General features: G+C 58.9%; 16 protein-coding genes and 1 CRISPR repeat array. Of the genes, 9 read left to right on the top strand and 7 right to left on the bottom strand.

Going from position 1 to position 20,557, the window contains the following annotated elements; genetic code table 11:
• Positions 1-176 precede the first annotated feature (176 nt).
• On the top strand, positions 177-1,064 hold the full coding sequence (locus IE061_RS08350) for a LysR family transcriptional regulator (protein WP_193461401.1): 888 nt from the start codon (positions 177-179) through the stop codon (positions 1,062-1,064).
• 20 nt (positions 1,065-1,084) lie between these two features.
• On the opposite strand, the gene IE061_RS08345 is transcribed toward IE061_RS08350, so the two are convergent.
• From IE061_RS08345 to IE061_RS08325, 5 genes are all read right to left on the bottom strand, one after another.
• Positions 1,085-2,212 (bottom strand): metal ABC transporter solute-binding protein, Zn/Mn family, encoded by a 1,128-nt coding sequence (locus IE061_RS08345; protein WP_193461400.1) that lies wholly within the window; start codon positions 2,210-2,212, stop codon positions 1,085-1,087.
• A 22-nt stretch (positions 2,213-2,234) separates the two neighbouring features.
• On the bottom strand, positions 2,235-3,125 hold the full coding sequence (locus IE061_RS08340; RefSeq protein WP_193461399.1) for a metal ABC transporter permease: 891 nt from the start codon (positions 3,123-3,125) through the stop codon (positions 2,235-2,237).
• Positions 3,109-3,843 (bottom strand): metal ABC transporter ATP-binding protein, encoded by a 735-nt coding sequence (locus IE061_RS08335; RefSeq protein ID WP_016915809.1) that lies wholly within the window; start codon positions 3,841-3,843, stop codon positions 3,109-3,111. The genes IE061_RS08340 and IE061_RS08335 overlap by 17 nt, the downstream gene beginning before the upstream one ends.
• Positions 3,840-3,989, bottom strand: a complete 150-nt coding sequence (locus IE061_RS08330; protein WP_167385702.1) for a hypothetical protein — start codon at positions 3,987-3,989, stop codon at positions 3,840-3,842. Before IE061_RS08330 ends, IE061_RS08335 begins: the two co-directional genes overlap by 4 nt.
• A gap of 158 nt (positions 3,990-4,147) precedes the next feature.
• The gene (locus IE061_RS08325) at positions 4,148-4,816 is read right to left on the bottom strand and encodes a hypothetical protein (protein WP_230478412.1); all 669 of its coding nucleotides are present in this window, start codon (positions 4,814-4,816) and stop codon (positions 4,148-4,150) included.
• Between the two features lie 157 nt (positions 4,817-4,973).
• Between IE061_RS08325 and cas1f the strand changes: the two genes are divergently transcribed.
• The 6 genes from cas1f (at position 4,974) to cas6f (ending at position 13,340) form a co-directional block, all read left to right on the top strand.
• Positions 4,974-5,960, top strand: coding sequence for a type I-F CRISPR-associated endonuclease Cas1f (gene cas1f, locus IE061_RS08320; protein ID WP_193461398.1), 987 nt, complete (start codon positions 4,974-4,976; stop codon positions 5,958-5,960).
• Positions 5,957-9,301, top strand: a complete 3,345-nt coding sequence (gene cas3f / locus IE061_RS08315) for a type I-F CRISPR-associated helicase Cas3f (protein WP_193461397.1) — start codon at positions 5,957-5,959, stop codon at positions 9,299-9,301. Before cas1f ends, cas3f begins: the two co-directional genes overlap by 4 nt.
• An 87-nt stretch (positions 9,302-9,388) precedes the next feature.
• Positions 9,389-10,765, top strand: a complete 1,377-nt coding sequence (gene csy1 / locus IE061_RS08310; protein WP_193461396.1) for a type I-F CRISPR-associated protein Csy1 — start codon at positions 9,389-9,391, stop codon at positions 10,763-10,765.
• Complete coding sequence (gene csy2 / locus IE061_RS08305) at positions 10,758-11,726, top strand: type I-F CRISPR-associated protein Csy2 (RefSeq protein ID WP_193461395.1); 969 nt, start codon at positions 10,758-10,760, stop codon at positions 11,724-11,726. Before csy1 ends, csy2 begins: the two co-directional genes overlap by 8 nt.
• Before the next feature lie 15 nt (positions 11,727-11,741).
• Positions 11,742-12,767: a type I-F CRISPR-associated protein Csy3 gene (csy3, locus tag IE061_RS08300; protein ID WP_193461394.1), complete on the top strand. Its 1,026-nt coding sequence runs from the start codon at positions 11,742-11,744 to the stop codon at positions 12,765-12,767.
• Between the two features lie 3 nt (positions 12,768-12,770).
• Entirely contained in the window at positions 12,771-13,340 is a 570-nt protein-coding gene (gene cas6f / locus IE061_RS08295; protein WP_193461393.1) for a type I-F CRISPR-associated endoribonuclease Cas6/Csy4, read from the top strand.
• Positions 13,341-13,469: 129 nt separating this feature from the next.
• Positions 13,470-17,158: direct repeats of the CRISPR family, unit length 28 nt; unit sequence GTGCGCTGCCGCCCAGGCAGCTCAGAAA.
• 171 nt (positions 17,159-17,329) lie between these two features.
• On the opposite strand, the gene IE061_RS08290 is transcribed toward cas6f, so the two are convergent.
• The gene (locus IE061_RS08290) at positions 17,330-17,647 is read right to left on the bottom strand and encodes a hypothetical protein (RefSeq protein WP_039183279.1); all 318 of its coding nucleotides are present in this window, start codon (positions 17,645-17,647) and stop codon (positions 17,330-17,332) included.
• A gap of 547 nt (positions 17,648-18,194) precedes the next feature.
• Between IE061_RS08290 and IE061_RS08285 the strand changes: the two genes are divergently transcribed.
• The gene (locus IE061_RS08285) at positions 18,195-18,449 is read left to right on the top strand and encodes a diguanylate cyclase domain-containing protein (RefSeq protein ID WP_193461392.1); all 255 of its coding nucleotides are present in this window, start codon (positions 18,195-18,197) and stop codon (positions 18,447-18,449) included.
• On the opposite strand, the gene IE061_RS08280 is transcribed toward IE061_RS08285, so the two are convergent.
• Positions 18,419-19,360 carry an alpha/beta hydrolase gene (locus IE061_RS08280; protein WP_373294956.1) on the bottom strand — a complete coding sequence of 314 codons (942 nt, stop codon included), beginning with the start codon at positions 19,358-19,360 and terminating at the stop codon, positions 18,419-18,421. The two genes, IE061_RS08285 and IE061_RS08280, sit on opposite strands and share 31 nt — an antisense overlap.
• A 123-nt stretch (positions 19,361-19,483) precedes the next feature.
• Between IE061_RS08280 and IE061_RS08275 the strand changes: the two genes are divergently transcribed.
• Entirely contained in the window at positions 19,484-20,509 is a 1,026-nt protein-coding gene (locus IE061_RS08275; RefSeq protein WP_193461391.1) for an acyltransferase family protein, read from the top strand.
• The last annotated feature ends 48 nt before the right edge of the window (positions 20,510-20,557 follow it).

The following is a 20,557-nucleotide window of genomic DNA, read 5'->3' as shown; positions in this document are numbered from 1 at the left end:
CAGCGGCGTGCTGAAAACGGCGTGCGCATGCAAAACTCCTGTTGCGATGAGTCATGTCGGTGGAAGGCTGCTCTGGTCGATACAAAAGCCACGGGTGACTAAAATAAAGAGCGCGATGGGTCTCCACAAATGGCAAGATTTTGCATGAGCTATTAGAAAAATTTGGGGGTGGCGCAGTGCGTTCCTATTTGCCGTTGAAGGCTCTGCGAGCCTTTGAGGCATCGGCCAGACATTTGAGCTTCACGCGTGCAGCAGAAGAGCTGCACGTGACACAGGCGGCCGTGAGCCATCAGGTCAAGCGCCTGGAAGGGCTATTGAAGGTGCCGCTATTCACACGTTTGCCCCGAGGGCTAATGCTGACTCAGGAAGGCGAGCTGCTGTTGCCTGTGCTGAAGAATGCGTTCGATCAGATGTCGCACACGTTGGAGCGGTTAGGCGAAAGCCGTCATCGTGAGGTCTTGAACGTGGGTGTGGTGGGTACGTTTGCCGTGGGTTGGCTGCTGCCACGGCTGGCCGACTTTCATGACGCGTATCCGTTCGTCGATTTACGGCTCTCCACCCACAACAATCGTGCCGATTTAGCCGCTGAAGGTCTCGATTTTGCGATTCGCTTTGGCACGGGAGCCTGGCATGGCACGGCGGCTCAGCCACTACTGCCTGCATCGCTTTCGGTGCTGTGTGCTCCGGATATTGCTGTACGGCTCGACACGCCAGCCGATGTGTTGCATGAAACCTGGCTGCGTTCGTATCGTGCCGATGAGTGGGCCGAGTGGTTGTTGGCCGCCGGATTGCCTCGTAGCCTTCCCACGACCCAGAGCATCGTCTTCGACTCTTCCATTGCCATGGTGGAAGCCGCGCTTCAAGGGGTGGGCGTGGCATTGGCGCCACCGTTGATGTTTTCTCGGCAGCTGAGCAGTGGTGCGCTGGTGCAGCCTTTCGACACCACTGTCAGTCTAGGTGGGTACTGGCTGACACGCCTGCAAGCGCGGTCAGAAACCCATGCCATGGCGTCTTTCAGGCAGTGGCTGCTCACCACGATCAACCTGCGTGAGGCTGAGCGGTAAGCAGCCGTTGACCTCAATAATCAGTGACGATGACCATGATCACCGTGGTCGTGGTCGTGGTCGTGGTCGTGGTCGTGGTCGTGGTCGTGGTCGTGGTCGTGGTCGCCATGACCATGATCATCGTGGCCTGGTTCGGCCAGGGCGGCGTGGAGTACCGTGGCGTTGTGGCGCATCATGCCCAGGTAAGTGCTGGCATCGCCCTCACTGGCCAGCGCATCCGCGTAAAGCGTGCCAGCAATGGGCAGGCCGGTTTCTTCGGCCAGTTGCACGATAATGGATTGGTTGGTCATGTTCTCGTGGAACAGCGCCTGAACGTTCTCCTGCTCGATCACGTCCACCAGCGCTGCCATGCTGGCGCCGCTGGGGTCTGCTTCGGTAGAGAGCCCTGCCGGAGACAGGAAGTTGACCCCATAGGCACGGGAGAAGTAACCGAAGGAGTCGTGGCCGGTGATGACGCTGGCGGAAGCCGGGATCTCACTGATCAGCGCACGAATCTCGGCATCCAGCTCCGCCATGTCAGCCAGGTAGCGATCGGCATTGGCCTGATACTGCTCGGCGTTGTCCGCATCGACTTCCATCAAGCCGTCGCGGATGTTCTCGACGTAGACCCGCGCCTGGGTCATGTCCTGCCAGGCATGGGGATCATCGTCGCCGTGCTCATGGTCATCATGGCCATGACCATGTTCATGATCGTCGTGCCCGTGATCGTGGCTGTGTCCATGATCGTGGCTATGCCCATGATCATGCCCGTGATCGTGTCCATGGTCGCGATCGTCATGCCCATGATCGTCATGGCCCGCGTAGGCCAGGGCGTTGATGCCATCTGTCGTGGTGACCACCGGGCCTTGATAGTCGCTGGAGTCGATCAGTCGCTCCATCCAGCCTTCGAACAGCAGGCCGTTGAAGACCACCAGATCGGCCTCGGCCAGCGCACGGGCATCACCTGGGCGCGGCGAGTAGACGTGTGCATCGCCGTCAGGGCCGACCAGGGAAGTGACCTCGACATGCTCGCCGCCCACGTTCTCGACCATATCGGCCAGAATCGAGAAGCTGGTGACCACCTGCACACGCTCATTGGCGATGGCGGCAGGCAGGGCCAGCATGGCCGAAACGCCTACCAGCCAGCGGGACGTATGGGAAAGGGACATGACAAACTCCTTTAGTGAATGATCAGGATGTCTGCTCCAGGGCGAGTGGCTTGGTCTTGCGTCGCAGCTTGGCCGCTAAGCTGTGATAGCGACCCAACAGTGCTGACAACAAGTAAGCCACCCCTGCGAGCAGGATAATGCTTGGCCCCGAAGGGGTATCAAAATGGAACGACAGCAGCAGCCCGCCAGTGCTCGACACCATGGCCAGCACCACCGCGATGCCGATTAAACCTTCCAGCCGCTTGCTCCAGAACCGGGCTGCCGTGGCGGGCAGCATCATCAGCCCCACGGCCATCAGCGTGCCCAGGGTTTGGAAGCCCGCCGTCAGGTTCAGCACCAGCAGCCCCAGAAACACGCTATGCACCCAGCCACTGCGGTGGCTTTGGCCGCGCAAGAAAAGCGGGTCCAGGCACTCCACCACCAGCGAGCGGAAAATGACCGCCAGCGTGACCACGATGAGCGTGCTGATACCGGCAATCAGCAGCAGGGCGGTCGAGTTGATGGCCAGAATGGAGCCAAACAGCACGTGGGTTAAATCCACGCTGCTGCCGCCCATGGAAATCAACATGACGCCCGCCGCCAGCGAAATGATGAAAAAGCTCGCCATGGCTGCGTCTTCCCGCTGGCCGCCCATTTTGGAAACGGCCCCGGCCAGTAGCGCCACCATCAGCCCGAACAGCACGCCGCCCACACTCATCACCGGCAGCGAAAACCCCGCCAGCAAGAAGCCCAGCGCCACCCCCGGCAAAATGGCATGGGCCATGGCATCGCCAATCAGGCTCATGCCGCGCAGCACCAGAAACACACCCAGCGGCGGCGCGGCCAAGGAAAGTGCCAGCCCACCCACCACGGCGCGGCGCATGAAGCCGTAGTCGAACGGCGCGATAAACCACGCGTCAAGCAGTGCCAGCATGACGACCTCCCAACGAGAAGGGCACCACCTGGGCGGGGGCGTGATGCGTGTGCAAGGCACTCGGTGCCACCCAACGGCCATGGCCGCCGCTCAGCATCAGCACCTCATCGGCCAGGCGGCGCAGGTGGTCCATGTCGTGCAGCACGATGATGATCGTCACGCCTTCATCGGCCATCTGGCGCAGGATACGGATCAAGATATCCACCGTGTCGCTGTCCACGTTGGCGAACGGCTCATCCAGCAGCAGCAGCTCGGCTTCCTGCATCAGCGTGCGGCCAATCAGTGCCCGCTGGCGCTGGCCGCCAGACAGCTCGCCCAGTGGCCGATGTGCCAAATGGGAGATGCCTAGCCGCGCCATGATCTCGCGACCCTTGCGGTAGTGCGCCGCGCAGTAACCTTTCATGGCTCCATGGCTTGGCCAACTGCCGGTCATCACTAGCTCTTCCACGCTCATGGGGAAGGTCAGATCCAGAGCCAACTGCTGCGGCAACCAGGCACGACGCGCCTTGTCTACCGTGCACACCACTTTGCCGCTGATGGGCCGGAGTTCGCCCATGATGGCCTGAATCAGGGTGCTTTTACCTGCGCCGTTGGCACCAATCAGCGCGGTGATCGCGCCGCGCTTGATGTCGCCGTCCACATGCTCCAGCACGGTGCGACCACCCTGTGCCAGGTGCAGGTCGTGCAGTTGCAGGCGCGAAGAGGAACGCTCACTCATAGCGGCCACCCGCCTGCCCACGCCACCAGCCCCCACAACGCCAGCAGGGGAAGGGCAACCAACCCCAGCCGTTTGGTGGCCGACAACGACATCAGCGAAAAATGACAAGGACCTTCCTTGTTATGGCGATGCATGTGCTCACTCATCGAGCAACCTCACTCACGAATAAATAAGTTATAACATAACGAATAGAGAAACAAAAAAAGAGCCGCATATTTTACGCGCTCATGCGGCCCTGACAACGACAAGCGTACCCATAAAAAGTGCCCGGCAAGCCGAGCACGAAAAGCAGCCTGGCCCACCTTCAGAACCGCCAGGTCGCGCTCAGCTGTTGGGGGGTAACCAGCAGGGCATATTCGCCTTCCAGCGTGACCGGGCCCAGCGACACACGGGCCGGTTGGAAGTGGTTGATCGCGCGGGACGCCTGATGGGGCTGGGTCCAGATCTGTAATTCATTGATCAGCATGCCGGTGGCAAAATTGACCGCGCCATCCCGCTCCCGGCCATCGGCCGCAATCACCGCGCCGGCCACGCTGTTCACCACCAGGGAGCTGACCCGCGCTTCCCAGCCACGGCGTTCGCGTTCTGCCTGGGCCAACTGCAGGCCCAACGCCTGCACCCCGCTCAACTCGCCCTGGGCCTTCAGCCGCTCATACTCTGCCTGCGCCGCCCGATGTGGCTGGCGATCGGTGAGCGTCCCCGCCAGCGCCAGCGCCGACTTCACCACGCCAATACGCGCATCGAAACGGTCATCGCGGCTACTGGCCTCGCTGGACTGGTAGGCATCGACCACCAGGCTGGCCGCGTAAATGCCGCTCCAGCCCGCCTCCCACCACTGTGCCTGACGCGCCCCGTTCTCGAACACGCGGTCGTACGTGGCCCACTCATCTCCAGTTTGCGCCTGGGCGGGCAGTGTCAGCACCAGCAACGCCCCCGCCGCTAACATCTTCTGTACACGTTGACGTAATTGCATGGCCAAACACCTGAGTCACCGAAACGATAGTGCTAAGCGTAGCACGGCGGAAAGGTGCCATGAGCGTGGAAAGTGGGTAGGCAAAGCGTGATGAGGATCAATGGTGTTTCAGGGCGAAGAGTGCTTAGATGGTGGCAAGAACAATAGGAGAGCCGCCATGGATGACTTTTCACCTTCTGCTCTTAAAACCATCCTGCACTCCAAGCGAGCGAACCTGTACTACCTCCAGCACTGCCGAGTGTTGGTGAACGGTGGGCGGGTAGAGTACGTCACCGATGAAGGTAGCAAGTCGCGCTACTGGAATATTCCCATTGCTAATACCACCTCGATACTGCTGGGCACAGGCACCTCGATTACCCAAGCGGCCATGCGCGAACTCGCCAAGGCAGGCGTACTGGTCGGGTTTTGTGGTGGCGGTGGCACACCGCTGTTTGCCGCCAATGAAGTGGATGTGGACGTTGCCTGGCTGACGCCACAAAGCGAGTACCGGCCCACGGAGTATCTCCAATACTGGGTACGCTTCTGGTTTGATGATGCCAAACGCCTGGATGCTGCGCGCGCCTTTCAGCAGGCGCGCTTGGCCCGTATCGAAGCGCTGTGGACAAGCCGAGTGATGAAAGACGCAGGCTTTACTATTGCCACCGATCACCTGCACAACGCACTCACCCATCATCGCGAAGCCATCAAGCAAGCCCCCAGCACGGTTGACCTGCTCACCCTGGAAGCGCGCTTGACCAAAACGCTGTTCAAGCTAGCGGTGAACGCCGTTGATTACGGCGACTTCACCCGCGCCAAGCGCGGCGCGGGTACCGACCCCGCCAACCGTTTTCTCGATCATGGCAACTACCTGGCCTATGGCTTGGCGGCGACCGCCACTTGGGTATTGGGCATTCCCCACGGCCTGGCGGTACTCCACGGTAAAACCCGTCGAGGTGGGTTAGTGTTCGATGTGGCGGATCTGGTGAAAGACGCGGTGATTCTGCCCCAAGCGTTCATTTCCGCCATGCGCGGCGATGAAGAGCAGGAGTTCCGCCAAGCCTGCATCGAACGCTTGACCCGCACCGAATCCCTCGACTTCATGATCGATACGCTCAAGGAAGTCGCCCAGGCGCTGGGGCAAGAACTGGGGAGCGGCGATTCATGAACGTGCTGCTGATTTCCCAGTGCAATAAAAATGCCCTGAAAGAAACGCGCCGTATCCTCGACCAGTTTGCCGAACGCCGGGGCGACCGCACGTGGCAAACGCCGATTACCCAGGCCGGGCTGGATACGCTGCGTAAGCTGCTGCGCAAAACCGCCCGTAAGAATACGGCCGTTGCCTGCCACTGGATTCGTGGCCACGACCACAGTGAGTTGATGTGGGTGGTGGGGGATGCTGCCCAGTTCAATCTCAATGGCGCCGTACCGACCAACACCACCGCCCGAGATATCCTGCGACGCCGCGATGAAAATGATTGGCACAACGGCGAAGATATTCTCCTGCTCACCGCGCTGGCTGCGTTGCTGCATGATTTGGGGAAAGCCTGTGATGCCTTTCAGCAGCGGCTCAAGGGCAAGTTGGAAGGGCGCAATTTATACCGCCATGAGTGGATATCCCTACGCCTGTTCCAGGCATTCGTGGGAAGTGATGACGATGCCTCCTGGTTGGCGCGCTTGGCTGAAGGCAGTTATCAAGAGCAAGACTGGCTGGGTGGATTAGAGCGTGACGGGATAGATACACCCGCCTCTGCGGTATTTAGCCGTTTACCCCCGTTGGCGGCTGCGCTGGGTTGGCTAGTGCTTAGCCACCATCGGCTACCGTTAAAGCCACCGGAACGCGATGGCGAGGCTGAACGGCGCTGGGGCAGAGGAAATACGCCACTTCAATCAGAGCAACTAGGCGGGCTGTTTGCTTCCATTCATGCCGAATGGAACGAGCTTCCCGAGACCCAGGACCCTAAACGCATTACGCCCTACTGGCAGTTCAAGGGCGGGTTGCCTGTTAGTACTCCACGTTGGCGTGAGCGTGCCTCAAAGCTTGCCATGCGATTACAGGCACGGCTGCCCAATGGTTGCCACTGGTTGGAAAGCCGCTATGTCATGCACTTGGCACGGCTTAGCTTGATGTTGGCCGACCACCACTACTCAAGCCTTGAAGACCTCCAGCATCGCGTGCGCGGCGAGCCCAGCTACCCGTTAATTGCCAATACCGTGCGCAAAACTGGCAAGCCCAACCAGCCATTGGATGAGCATATTCTGGGGGTTGAGAAACATGCGGCGGCGGTTGCTCGCGCGCTACCCAGCGTCGACAGCCACTTACCCCGTTTAGCGCGCCATAAAGGGTTCCGTAAGCGCAGTAGCCACTCACGTTTTCGCTGGCAAGATAAAGCGTTTGACCTTGCCCAGTCGCTAAGGGAGCGCAGCCAGCGCCAAGGATTTTTTGGCATTAACATGGCGTCCACTGGCTGCGGTAAAACCCTCGCCAATGGGCGCATCATGTATGCGTTGGCTGACCCTCAGCAGGGCGCGCGGTTTAGCATTGCGCTGGGGCTACGCACCCTGACGCTTCAAACTGGCCAGGCTTTACGAGATCGCTTGAATTTGGGGGAAGACGAACTCGCCGTACGCGTGGGGGGAAGTGCCAATAAAGCCCTATTCGAACACTATGAGCAGCAGGCTGAAGCCCGAGGCTCGGCGTCGCAACAGGCGTTGATCGAAGAAGATGCCCACGTGGTGTTCGACGGTAATTTTGATAACCACCCGGTGCTGCGCCGCTTGAGCGATGAGCCGGGCACTCGCGCGCTGATCGCTGCGCCCATTTTGGTATGTACCGTTGACCATCTAGTGCCTGCCACCGAGAGCATTCGGGGCGGGCGTCAGATCGTGCCCATGCTGCGCCTGATGAGCAGCGACCTGGTGCTCGATGAAATAGACGATTTCGATATCAACGACCTGCCGGCGCTTACCCGGCTCGTCAATTGGGCTGGGCTGCTAGGTTCACGGGTGCTGCTTTCATCGGCCACCTTGCCGCCTGCGCTGGTTGAAGGGTTGTATGAAGCCTACCGAAGCGGTCGTGAAGCTTTTCAACGCCATCGAGGCGAACCAGGCTTGGCGGTGGATATTTGCTGTGCCTGGTTCGACGAGCATGACCGCCAGCATGAAAACTGCGCCAGTAGCGAGACCTTCAAGGCCGCACACAATGCTTTTGCCAAGCGTCGGTTAGAGCGCCTGGCCAAAAGCCCGGTACGCCGCCGTGCAGATATTTTAGCGTTGCCGCCGCTGGGCAAGCGCCCTGAAGAGATAAGGCCTGCCATTGCGACCCTACTGCGTGAGAATACGCTAGCGCTTCACCAGCAGCATCACTCCGTTGACCCTCACTCGGGCAAGCGCGTCAGCTTTGGCTTGATTCGCATGGCGAATATCGACCCATTAGTGGATGTTGCCAGAGCGCTGTTTCAACAGGGCGCGCCGGAGGGTTTTCGCATTCACCTCTGCGTTTACCACTCTCGTCACCCGTTGGTCATGCGCTCAGAAATTGAGCGCCGGTTAGACAAAACGCTGCAACGGGCTGAACCAGATCGCGTTTTTCAGCAGCCGGATATTCGTCACCTTCTGGATGGCAGCGAAGAGCAAGACCATCTGTTTATCGTTCTAGGCTCGCCAGTCACTGAGGTGGGGCGCGACCACGACTACGACTGGGCCATTGTCGAACCATCGTCCATGCGCTCGATTATCCAGTTGGCTGGCCGTGTTCGACGACACCGCGAGCAGGCGTGTGATTCGCCCAATATTTTGCTGCTCGATACCAACCTCAAACATTTAGAGCAGCCTGGAAAACCCGCTTTCCACAAACCCGGCTTTGAAACAGATCTGCAATGGCGGCTAAGTAGCCACTCGCTTAGTGAGCTGTTAACGCAAGATGAGTACCAGGTGATCGATGCCCGCCCCCGCGTGCTGGCGCGGGAAGTGCTGCGCGCCAAAGATAGTCTTGTCGACCTGGAGCATGAGCGGCTACATCAACTGATGATCGAGCAGCCCGCCGAGCCATTGACCAAAAAAGAGCTACGAATTGGCAAAACGCCCAAACCACCGCCGTTAGGAGCCTACAGCTGGCATGTGATGCCGCAACTGCATTTGACGGGTGTATTCATACAGCGCGACCCCTTTCGCAAACAGCTCGAATCTGAAACCACGCTAGCGCTGCTGCCCGATGAGGGCGGTGAAACCTGGACACTCCACCGCGTAGACGATGGCGCAAGGCGAGGCGAAAAGCTCTACGTGCCGGTGGAAGAGAGCCTGCTGGTGCGGGTAGCGCTAGAAAAAGAGCAGGGCGAGCGGATACAGCCCTGGGGTGCAACCGACTATTTAACAGCCCTGGCCGACTTGGCGGAAGACCTGGATATCTCCCTGGATCGCGCCGCCCGTACCTTCGGCACTGTAACTGCTTCGGCTAGAAATCAGCGATGGGGGTATCACCCTGTATTGGGGTTTTGGCGGAGCAAATGAGGTTAAGCATGCTCGTTAATTATTGTGGCCGCTGTGATTTATCATCACTTTTATGCCAACAGAGTTTGATAACCAAAGGGAAAACGTATGGCAGATAATAGCAGAGCAGCCGAAATTCGCTCTGGGATCGAAGCCTTCTTAAAAGAGCGCTTTGATACCAAAGCGGAAAAGCTAGCTCCCGACGATCCAAAATACCAAGCGCTGGTTGAGCAATTCCAATTCGATACTTGGATCAACGATGCAGCCAGGCGCGTTGGTCAACTGCAAGTCGTCACCCATTCTCTCAAGCCGATTCACCCGGATGCCAAAGGCTCCAATCTTTACGCCCCACCTGAATCGCTAAATAACCATTCTCTGGTTGGCAGCCACACGCTATCCACTGATTTTGCGGGCGATGTGGTGGGGAACGCTGCCGCCCTGGATGTTTATAAGTTCTTGAAGCTGCAATTCGAAGGAAAGTCACTGCTTGAGCGGGTGCTGGAAAACGACTCTGAGCTGGCAAAGGCGTTAAGCGCCAATCCTGAGCAGGCTCAAGCATGGATCAAAGCCTTTGCGGCGATTACCGAACCGCGTGGAGAGCATGCCTCACATACCCGAGGCAAACAGCTCTATTGGCTGGTGGGGGAGGATGCAGCAGACCTGGAAAATGATGCTGAGAATTTTCATCTGCTCGCACCGCTTTACGCCACTTCGCTGGCGCACCGTGTATTCCAAACCATTAACCATGATCGCTTTAGCGAAGAGGCCAAAGAGGCACGTAAGGCCAAGCGAGAAAGCAAGTACGCTGGGCAGGCCGTGCACAGCTACCCCAACTTGGCTGCACAGAAAATGGGCGGTACCAAGCCGCAGAATATCTCGCAGCTGAATAGCGAACGGGGTGGCAATAACTATTTGCTGGCCTCCATGCCACCCAGTTGGAATGTTCGAGATATTCGTCCGCCGCTGAAAACCGCGACGGTATTCTCTCACCCCGGCATCTTTGGCAGTCGTTCAGACGTGCGCTCGCTGGTTAGAGACCTCAAACAGTTTCTTGAAACGAACCCTACGCCAGACATGCACACCCGCGACCTGCGCGATGACTACACCGCCATGTTGATGGACGAGCTGGCGCTGTTTGCCATGCAGATGCATAGCCTGCCATCGGGGTGGAGCGACGATGAAAAGTGTGAATTACCAGTAGAAGAAATGTATTGGCTAGACCCCGGTCGTGCTGAAGGTGATATTGCTTTTCGTGAAGCGCGAAACAGCATGGAATGGGCAGACGATATTCGCCATCGATTCGCTAATTGGCTCAATGCCGCGTTAGGCGGAAAGCTGCCTTTGGGTGATGTGGAATTCCGCCACTGGAAGAAAGCGCTAGAGAAAGATGTGACCCACCAACGCTTGCTTGATCGTGATCGCCGCTGGATGGAAAGCCTAATGGAAGACTTAACCAACCTGCCAGGAGGTGATGACGATGAGTAAAGTAAAAAACCTTTTGGTTCTGCCGCGCCTGCGAGTGCAAAACGCCAACGCGATTTCCAGCCCCATGACCTGGGGCTTTCCTGCCATGAGTGCATTTGTGGGCTTGATGCATGCTCTGGAGCGGAAGCTGGTAGAGGCGAGTATTCCCGTGTCGTTAGACCGCGTTGGGGTTATTTGCCATGACTTTGAAGCCCAGGCCACTGAGGGTGGTTACATCCGTGGCTTTCACCTGACGCGTAATCCGGTGGATAAGACAGGTGGTACGGCAGCGATTGTAGAAGAAGGGCGTGTCCATCTGGATATCACGCTGATCTTTACAATTGATACCGGCGCTACAGAAAGCGAGCATGAGAATATCGCTAAAAAAATCGGAGAGATTGTAGCGGGCATGCGCATTGCCGGAGGCAGTGTCATCCCTAACCGTGCGGAGCCAACCCATAAACAACGTCCGCAATGGGTCACGCTTGATGACGATGAAGAAGAGCGGCAAAAGCAGTTCGCGCGCTTAAAGCGGCGCTGGCTGCCGGGCTTTGCCCTCACCCTTCGGGATGATTACCTCACCGAGCACCTTCACACACTGCAACAGCAAAATCCAGACGCCAGTTTACTGGATGCATGGTTAGACCTCTCTCGTCTTAACCATGTTTGTACGCTAGAGAACGAAGGCAAACCCAACGAAAAGCCTGTTTGGCAGGCGCAGCGTCCCTATCGTGGCTGGTTGGTGCCTATTCCAGTCGGTTATGGCGCTATTTCAGATCTTTTCCAGCCAGGTGAAGTCGCCAACGCCCGCGATACCAAGACCCCGTTCCGCTTTGTCGAAAGTCTCTACTCCATCGGTGAGTGGGTTAGCCCGCACCGTATGAAGCAACCTGAAGACCTGCTTTGGTACGTTGATAACGACGAAGAAGCGGGCCTCTACCGTCTCAATAACGACTATCACCTTCGCACCTCAGCACAGTAAACAAGGAGCTTTATCATGGCTAAAAACGATACCCTTAAAACCGCTTCTGTCCTCGCCTTCGAACGCAAGCTCGACCCTTCCGATGCGCTACTGTACGCCAGCAACTGGGATAAGCGGCAAGAAGAACAGCAATGGCAGCCGGTCAAGGTGCGTGAAAAGTCGGTGCGCGGCACGATTTCCAATCGCTTGAAAGCCAAAGACCAGGACCCCGCCAAGCTAGATGCCGCGATTGAAAACCCCAACCTACAAACCGTCGATGTAGCCACACTGCCCCATGATGCAGATACCCTAGTTGCCCGCTTCACTCTGCGCGTACTTGCGGGTGCTGGAACACCGTCAGCCTGTAATAACGCTGAGTACCAAGCCAAGCTGGAACAGGCCGTTGCCGAATATAAACAAGCACAAGGCTTCGGCGAACTGGCGCATCGTTACGCCAATAACCTCGCCAATGGCCGCTTTCTGTGGCGCAACCGCATGGGCGCAGAGCAAGTAGAAGTCAGCATTCGCCAGTTAGCGCAAGGCAAAGCCAACAAAGAGTGGACATTTGATGCACTGTCACTTTCGTTGCGTGCCTTCGAGGATACTGCCGAGCTTAAAGAGCTTGCGGGTGTCATCGCCGCTGCGTTGGCGGGCGAGCAGCACTTGCTGCTAGAAGTGGTGGCCTATGTCCGCATGGGCAGTGGTCAAGAAGTATTCCCTTCTCAAGAGCTGATTCTTGACCGAGGCCGAGGCGACAAAAGCAAAACGCTTTACCACGTCAGCGATATTGCCGGTATTCACTCGCAGAAGCTGGGTAATGCCATCCGTACCATCGACACCTGGTACCCCAATGAAAGCGATGAAGATCTTGGGCCTATTGCTGTCGAGCCTTATGGTTCAGTGACCACCCAGGGCAAAGCGTACCGCCAGCCCAAGCAGAAGGCCGACTTCTACTCACTGCTGGATAACTGGATGATCAAGGACCAAGTGCCTTCCAAGGAAAACCAGCACTTTGTGATGGCAACACTCATCCGTGGTGGCGTGTTCGGCGAAGCGGGGTAAGCCATGGATTATTACATTGATATCCGGCTCAGGCCCGACCCCGACTTTCCCGAAGCCATGCTGATGGGTGCGCTATACAACAAGTTGCATCGAGCGCTATTCGACCTACAGGCAACGGATCTAGGCGTGAGCTTTCCAGCCCATAAACACGGTGTTCGTGCCCGCACTTTAGGCAGCCATTTGCGTTTGCATGGCACCCATGAGCGACTAAAGCAACTGATGAGTATGGATTGGCTGACAGGCATGCGGGATCACACGCAGGTAAGCGAAGTGCAGGAAGTTCCTGCGCGTGCTCAGCATATCAACGTAGCGCGGAAGCAGTTCAACACGGGCAGCGAGAGCCGTGCCAAGCGCTATGCCAAACGGCACAGCATTAGCGAAGAGGAGGCAAGGAGCATTTACGCCAAGGTGGCGGCTCGACGAATTGAGCTACCGTTTGTGCAGATCAATAGTCGATCTACTCAACAGCGTTTCAGCCTGTTTATTGAACATGGCAAACCTGCAGCGTCTTCATCGGAAGGTTCATTCAGCCATTACGGCTTGAGCCCCAGCGCCACCGTGCCCTGGTTTTGACCCTTTTTTCTAACATGAAAATAGGCAGCTAATAATCAATGACTTAGCGGTATTGCTCCTGAAAGGGTAATGCCGCTTTTTTTGGTGAAAGCTCTTTAACAATCAGCACATTAATTTTGATATGCTCTAGTGCGCTGCCGCCCAGGCAGCTCAGAAAAGGTGCCAACGGCCAGGCCGTCTTCTTCCGAGGTGCGCTGCCGCCCAGGCAGCTCAGAAATCGGTGATTGTGGTGCCCGCGCACCTATCCACGTGCGCTGCCGCCCAGGCAGCTCAGAAAAGTACCCGTTCCGTGATGGGCACCGGGTAACGGTGCGCTGCCGCCCAGGCAGCTCAGAAAAAGTATCAGCATTGAGAATCAACGCCAAAAAGGTGCGCTGCCGCCCAGGCAGCTCAGAAAAAGGGCAGCGTTGACCAGGATGCGGCGCAGATGTGCGCTGCCGCCCAGGCAGCTCAGAAAGTCTTGATCGGCGTAGGTCGGTGATTCGATGCGTGCGCTGCCGCCCAGGCAGCTCAGAAAACCCGTCAAAGGCACCGGCTTCTTCATGACACGTGCGCTGCCGCCCAGGCAGCTCAGAAAGGCGAGCAGGCGCGCGGTTTTCGAACGGCCTTGTGCGCTGCCGCCCAGGCAGCTCAGAAAAGCGTGTACCAGCGCGAAATGTCCCGCGCATCGTGCGCTGCCGCCCAGGCAGCTCAGAAAGAGTAGATACTCCGCAAACTATCGGTGGTTATGTGCGCTGCCGCCCAGGCAGCTCAGAAATGAACCCGCCAAGCCTCAAGCTGAAAAGCAGTGTGCGCTGCCGCCCAGGCAGCTCAGAAATCCTTAAGCTCTCGTTTCTGAATGTCGGTATCGTGCGCTGCCGCCCAGGCAGCTCAGAAATGAATGAACCGATGACCACCATCACCACCAAAGTGCGCTGCCGCCCAGGCAGCTCAGAAACAACGGCGAGGCGCTACCGCCCCGCAAGTTTTGTGCGCTGCCGCCCAGGCAGCTCAGAAATCGATGCCGTTGGCCAGGCCTTCGGTGATGAAGTGCGCTGCCGCCCAGGCAGCTCAGAAATAGAATCGGCGCGCCCACGTCAAAGCGCTCATGTGCGCTGCCGCCCAGGCAGCTCAGAAAGCCTCCACCTGCGAAGTTATCGACGACCAGCTGTGCGCTGCCGCCCAGGCAGCTCAGAAAACACGGTTTGCATGACCGACTTGTTCTTCCTGGTGCGCTGCCGCCCAGGCAGCTCAGAAATGCTGGCAGCGCGGGCTGGCGCCGGATGCCAAGTGCGCTGCCGCCCAGGCAGCTCAGAAAATGCTCATTCAGCAGTGTCGATGCCGTCGAACGTGCGCTGCCGCCCAGGCAGCTCAGAAAGTCTGTTCTGCAGGCGTAGACGTAGTCTCCGCGTGCGCTGCCGCCCAGGCAGCTCAGAAAATGCTGGTACCTGAAGGCTACAAGCTGGAGTCGTGCGCTGCCGCCCAGGCAGCTCAGAAAAGCGTGCCGATGGTGATGCGCAGCGCTTCGGCGTGCGCTGCCGCCCAGGCAGCTCAGAAAACCCAGCAAATCAGCCAGCTCACCAAGCCAGAGTGCGCTGCCGCCCAGGCAGCTCAGAAAAACGCTTGTCGTCGAAGTCGTGGCGGCGCAGGGTGCGCTGCCGCCCAGGCAGCTCAGAAAAGTTGGCATGGCCTCTTGCTGAGTCGCCATGCGTGCGCTGCCGCCCAGGCAGCTCAGAAATTGTATTCGAAATGCCATTCCCCACCGGCCTCGTGCGCTGCCGCCCAGGCAGCTCAGAAAGCAAGGATGTAGCAGAGGCGGTGATATGCGGCGTGCGCTGCCGCCCAGGCAGCTCAGAAAGGTTCCGGCTTCCGCTATCGACTCCAGAACAAGTGCGCTGCCGCCCAGGCAGCTCAGAAAATCAGCGTGAAGAGCGCCCGCAATATAAAGGGGTGCGCTGCCGCCCAGGCAGCTCAGAAAGCTCAGTGCCGCTACTCGCGGCATGTCCGGTCGTGCGCTGCCGCCCAGGCAGCTCAGAAAAACGCCCCTCACAGTGCCCGACAGCCCTGCGTGTGCGCTGCCGCCCAGGCAGCTCAGAAACTAAGGAGGGCAATCAAGTGACCGAAGAAGAAGTGCGCTGCCGCCCAGGCAGCTCAGAAATGGGTCAGTCACCCAGCCGCCCTCTGGCCAGGGTGCGCTGCCGCCCAGGCAGCTCAGAAATTGATGATGGGGAGGTTCCCTTGGTTCATCTGGTGCGCTGCCGCCCAGGCAGCTCAGAAATTTGAGCGAGCAACTGACCTATGGCTGCCAGTGTTCGCTGCCGCCCAGGCAGCTCAGAAAGAACTGCACGACGGCAACTCCAAGCGCAACATGTTCGCTGCCGCCCAGGCAGCTCAGAAATGTTAGCTTCTGGTTGTAAATTACCTCATCAGGTTCGCTGCCGCCCAGGCAGCTCAGAAACAACGCACTGGTCGGCAGTAGCCAGCGCGACAGTTCGCTGCCGCCCAGGCAGCTCAGAAAAGTTAGTCAAATGCTTTTCCGTCACGTGTCTCTGTTCGCTGCCGCCCAGGCAGCTCAGAAAACTCCTGTACAGCCTGCTCTACCTCGGCCTCCGTTCGCTGCCGCCCAGGCAGCTCAGAAAAACAGATGATCCGGTGGAGCAAGCCCGCCGAAGTTCGCTGCCGCCCAGGCAGCTCAGAAATCAAGCCCCAAGGTGCACATCAACCGAAACGCGTTCGCTGCCGCCCAGGCAGCTCAGAAAACATATCGGAATGCACGGCCACGGAGCCAGAGGTTCGCTGCCGCCCAGGCAGCTCAGAAAATTCTGGCCGAGGGGCAGCGGCCGCCCATCGCGTTCGCTGCCGCCCAGGCAGCTCAGAAAGATTGCTCCAGACGCTCCCGGTCATCATCCATGTTCGCTGCCGCCCAGGCAGCTCAGAAATAACGCATCAAGTGGTCGAGTCGATAAAGAACGTTCGCTGCCGCCCAGGCAGCTCAGAAAAAGCCCGGCGCCAAGGCCGGGTCGTGGTGAAGGTTCGCTGCCGCCCAGGCAGCTCAGAAAGTTATCGAGTGGGACACCTCTGTCGTAAACCGGTTCGCTGCCGCCCAGGCAGCTCAGAAAACCGGCCTCAGCGGGTTCGACCTGGAAGCCGTGTTCGCTGCCGCCCAGGCAGCTCAGAAAGACTTCCAGCCACATGATCGCATCGTCATTGAGTTCGCTGCCGCCCAGGCAGCTCAGAAAATAAGGCAGGCCCCCAGCGGATGCCAAAGAGGGTTCGCTGCCGCCCAGGCAGCTCAGAAAAGCGCCTGCCGGATAAGGCGTCCATGGCCCGCGTTCGCTGCCGCCCAGGCAGCTCAGAAAACGTTGAAAAATGCCATTTCTAACGTCCTCCCGTTCGCTGCCGCCCAGGCAGCTCAGAAAGCGCCCATCCCGGAGCCAAACCTCATTCCACAGTTCGCTGCCGCCCAGGCAGCTCAGAAAGCGCCCATCCCGGAGCCAAACCTCATTCCACAGTTCGCTGCCGCCCAGGCAGCTCAGAAATCGGTATGGCTCAACACGTGGCCAGCAAATCCGTTCGCTGCCGCCCAGGCAGCTCAGAAAATCTTGGAAGGTGAACTTCCCTTGGACGGCAGGTTCGCTGCCGCCCAGGCAGCTCAGAAATGAATCAGCTTGTCATCGAGGCGCGGCACAATGTTCGCTGCCGCCCAGGCAGCTCAGAAAACCGCCCTACAATCCCTGCAAGACCGCCTTTAGTTCGCTGCCGCCCAGGCAGCTCAGAAAAGGGCGTGCGTTAGCTGCCAGAGCTACGAACAGTTCGCTGCCGCCCAGGCAGCTCAGAAAATGAACCGGGTCTCTTCTGTTGAGATTCATGCATTCGCTGCCGCCCAGGCAGCTCTTGTTCCGGTTGGTGCGCTAGTGTTGAGGCGGTGAGTTCATGCAGGTGTCTGCCGCATGGGTGGCCGGCCCATGCTTAACCCCCGCCCCAACATGTCGCCCGAGCGGGGGCCGTGGTTACTCTTTTTCGTCCTCTTCTTCCTCTTCCCAGTGTTCCATGGCGCGTTTGTCGTCGGGTAGGCGCACGATGTCGCCGATGACGATTTTCTGGTGCGATTTGAAGCGGTGGCCGTGTTCGTCGAGGATGGCGGCGACGCTGCCGATGCTGACGGCGTCGTCGTCACGGTAGGCTTCTACTTTGACGCGTACGATGCGGCCCTGGTAGCGGGCGGAAAGGATAGCGCCGGGGTAGGGGGAGGTGTGGTCAGGGTCGTTCTTGAAGTACTCCACCACGCTCGCGCTGCCGGGGTCGTCCCATTCAATATGTTTATGCATAGGAAGGCTTCCTTTCGTGTGTCCAGAAAAAGGGTTCCTTTTCAGTGTAGTTTGCGTTGGTAGAAGTCAACCAATGTTCGTGGACACCGTGGGCTGGGCCGCTTAACTTAACCGTTTACGAACCAGGGAGCGGAGCGCCCATGCACTTATACCATGCGCTGTTCGAGTTCGAGCAGTCGGCGACCCCGCTGTTTGTGATGATGTGCGATGGCCAGGCGTGCGTTCAGGCCAATGCTGCTTTTCGGCGTGTGGCCGGTTGGCAAGCCATGGGCTCGGAAGCGGCCTTGGGGCGCTGTTTTCCATTGGATGGGGCGAGCGTGCTGGACACTATTCGCCGCTGTGACGAACAGCAGCAGCCATGCGCGTTGAGTGTCCGGTGGGGGGAGTCGGGGCGGGCGTGGCAACTGCAGCTTTCGCCCGTGCGCGATGGGGGCCAGCGAACAGCGCTTTCGCCAGCTGGTCGAGTAGGCCAACGATATCATCGACACGTTGAGTGCCGAAGGCGCGCTCACCTACGTGTCGCCGAACTGGCCGTGCATCCTGGGCCATGTTGGGCGGGCCCGTGGGTGCCGAAGAGGCCCTGAGGGTGGCAGACCAGCTGTGCCAGGCACTGGCGGTGCCGTTCACGCTGTCAGTTGGGGAAGTCCATGTCTCGGCCAGTATTGGAGTGGCGCTGTTGCCCCTGCACGCTGCTGAAGAGTCCACGCTGATCCACTGCGCCGACCAGGCGATGTATCAGGCAAAGGCGCAGGGGCGTAACCAGGCGGTGCTCTATGCGCCCGTTTCGCCAGGTGCTTCGTGACCCACGTACTGGAACAGGAAGTTGAGCGCGGCGGGCAGGCTGGCCCGCCATACACGCCAAGTGTGCCCACCGGGGTACAGGTCTAGCCGCACCAGCTCTGGCTGAATGCGTTCCATGGCCTGGCGTAGCTGACGAGCGTGGTATTCGGCGTCGTATACGTCACTGCGCCCGGCGCTGATGTAGAGCGGCACGGGCGGAGTGTCGCCCTGTTCGGCGGCGGGGCGCGGTATGACCTGAAGGCGATAGTGTTCCAGGTGCGCGGGGTAATTGAGCTGCTCCCACAGTGCCTGGTCGAACTGGCCCCGTTCATCCAGAAAGGTGGGGTGGCGGTGCGCCGAAGAGTTGCTGGGCGGCGTGGGCACGTAGCTGGCGGGGCTCAGCGCGGCGGCGGCGGCAAACATTTCGGGGTGTTCCAGCGCGAAGTTGAGCGCGCCGTAGCCGCCTGCCGAAAGCCCGGCCACCCCTCGCTGCTCACGAGTGGTGCCCACGTGGTAGTGGGCTTCGATGTGAGGCATCAGGTCGTTGAAAAAGGCGCTGCGGGCGGGTTCGTTATGGCCATCTACCCACCAGCTGCGGCTGCCTGGCATCACGAATACGGCGGGGGGAATATGCCCTGCCTGAATCAGTCGGTCTGCCACTTGTGGCAGGTTGCCCCGAGTAGCCCAGTCCAGCTCGTTACCGAAAGAACCGTGCAGCAGGTAGATCACGGGGTAGGGCGTTGTCGCTTGGCTGTCATAGCCATCGGGTAAATACAGCGTATAAGGGTAATCGTAGCCCAGCGTGGGGGAGTAGAACTGCTCGCGCACCACCTCGCCTGCCAGTGCGACGTTGCTCAACACCAGCCAGCCAAAGAGCCCGGCCAAGCGTCCAGCCAGCAGAGCAATGCGTTGCAAGGCAGTTCTTCTGATCACGGGGCCTCCGGAATTTACGGGCATTTACAAGGTCGGACAACAGGCGGCTCGCGGGTGTTCACTCTCGGCCGCTATTAACAGGATAGCGGCTAGGCGGTGCGCTGGGGGAAACCGGGAGGCTGGATGCAGAAAATCGAGGAAATCTACTGGCTTCGTGCTTACGGCTGCATTGCCGTTTTTTTGTTTCATTGGCTGGACCATTTGAACCAGCGGGTAGATAACCTGGCCACCGACCTCATGCGGATTCCCCTGGTGTTGGGCACCCCCGTGTTCCTGTTCATCTCGATATTCGTTTTCGCCGTGCGTTACGACAAGCAGGTCCCGCCGGGCTTTCTGCTCCAGCGGGTCAAGTACGTCATGCTGCCTTACCTGATGTATGGCTTTATCTATTCGACGGCAGAGTGGTGGCGGTTGGCGGGCAGCGACGATGCCGTGGGCTTTTTGGCCAACGCACGCAGCTACTTCATCTATGCGGGCTGGCACGGGTATTTCTTGATCATCGCCATGCAGTTCTATGCGGCGTATTGGGCATTTACCCGCTGGCAGCTGTGGCGGGTGAATCCGGTGCCCTGGCTGTGGGTGGCGTGTGTAGTCAGCATGGCCTACTGGGGGCTGGCGTACTGGTTCCAGGTAGAACCCCCAGGCTACTTGCTGTGGATCGCGCCCCTGGGGTGGGTGTATCTCTTCTTTCTGGCGCTGGTGCTGGTGCGCTATTACCCGCTGGCGCCTCGTGCCGTGCTGCAGGAGCGCCCCGTGTGGCTGCAAACGCTGTCTCAGTCCCGTTGGCTATGGGGGTGGGTGGCGCTGATCGTGATGGCCACCTTTGCTCATTGGCTGGCGTTCTCTTCCAAGGAAGTTTGGGTCATTCCCTTTTTCGTGCTGTTCGTGTTGGTGACCATGCGCCGCTTGAAGGGGCGCCGAGCGCCTGGCTGGGTGCGCTATATCAATGTCTACTCTTTCGGTATTTACCTGGCCCACCCGATGTTTTTTGCCATTACCGATACCTTGGTCGGCGTGGAAACGCTGCCGCTGGTGCTTTACGCACTGCTCTTGATCGTGGTGGCCAGCGTGGGCTCGGTGCTGTTGAACAAGGCGGTGAACACTTCCACCTGGGGCGCCATGCTGTTTGGCAAACGCCTGAAAGTATGAGGCTGGCGTTAGGTAAGCCTCGCTGGGGCCGTTCAGTATGCCTTGTGC

Source organism: Vreelandella hamiltonii, from assembly GCF_014651795.1.
In the GTDB taxonomy this organism is placed as follows: domain Bacteria; phylum Pseudomonadota; class Gammaproteobacteria; order Pseudomonadales; family Halomonadaceae; genus Vreelandella; species Vreelandella hamiltonii.
The sequence above is the reverse complement of the archived record's forward strand: the minus strand, read 5'-3'. Positions and strand labels throughout refer to the sequence as shown.

Bases quoted from the DNA above. Each gene is read 5' to 3' on its own strand.
- IE061_RS08345 (WP_193461400.1), bottom strand. From the start codon at position 2,212: ATGTCCCTTTCCCATACGTCCCGCTGGCTGGTAGGCGTTTCGGCCATG.
- IE061_RS08340 (WP_193461399.1), bottom strand. From the start codon at position 3,125: ATGCTGGCACTGCTTGACGCGTGGTTTATCGCGCCGTTCGACTACGGC.
- IE061_RS08335 (WP_016915809.1), bottom strand. From the start codon at position 3,843: ATGAGTGAGCGTTCCTCTTCGCGCCTGCAACTGCACGACCTGCACCTG.
- IE061_RS08330 (WP_167385702.1), bottom strand. From the start codon at position 3,989: ATGAGTGAGCACATGCATCGCCATAACAAGGAAGGTCCTTGTCATTTT.
- IE061_RS08325 (WP_230478412.1), bottom strand. From the start codon at position 4,816: ATGCAATTACGTCAACGTGTACAGAAGATGTTAGCGGCGGGGGCGTTG.
- cas1f (WP_193461398.1), top strand. From the start codon at position 4,974: ATGGATGACTTTTCACCTTCTGCTCTTAAAACCATCCTGCACTCCAAG.
- cas3f (WP_193461397.1), top strand. From the start codon at position 5,957: ATGAACGTGCTGCTGATTTCCCAGTGCAATAAAAATGCCCTGAAAGAA.
- csy1 (WP_193461396.1), top strand. From the start codon at position 9,389: ATGGCAGATAATAGCAGAGCAGCCGAAATTCGCTCTGGGATCGAAGCC.
- csy2 (WP_193461395.1), top strand. From the start codon at position 10,758: ATGAGTAAAGTAAAAAACCTTTTGGTTCTGCCGCGCCTGCGAGTGCAA.
- csy3 (WP_193461394.1), top strand. From the start codon at position 11,742: ATGGCTAAAAACGATACCCTTAAAACCGCTTCTGTCCTCGCCTTCGAA.
- cas6f (WP_193461393.1), top strand. From the start codon at position 12,771: ATGGATTATTACATTGATATCCGGCTCAGGCCCGACCCCGACTTTCCC.
- IE061_RS08290 (WP_039183279.1), bottom strand. From the start codon at position 17,647: ATGCATAAACATATTGAATGGGACGACCCCGGCAGCGCGAGCGTGGTG.
- IE061_RS08285 (WP_193461392.1), top strand. From the start codon at position 18,195: ATGTTGGGCGGGCCCGTGGGTGCCGAAGAGGCCCTGAGGGTGGCAGAC.
- IE061_RS08275 (WP_193461391.1), top strand. From the start codon at position 19,484: ATGCAGAAAATCGAGGAAATCTACTGGCTTCGTGCTTACGGCTGCATT.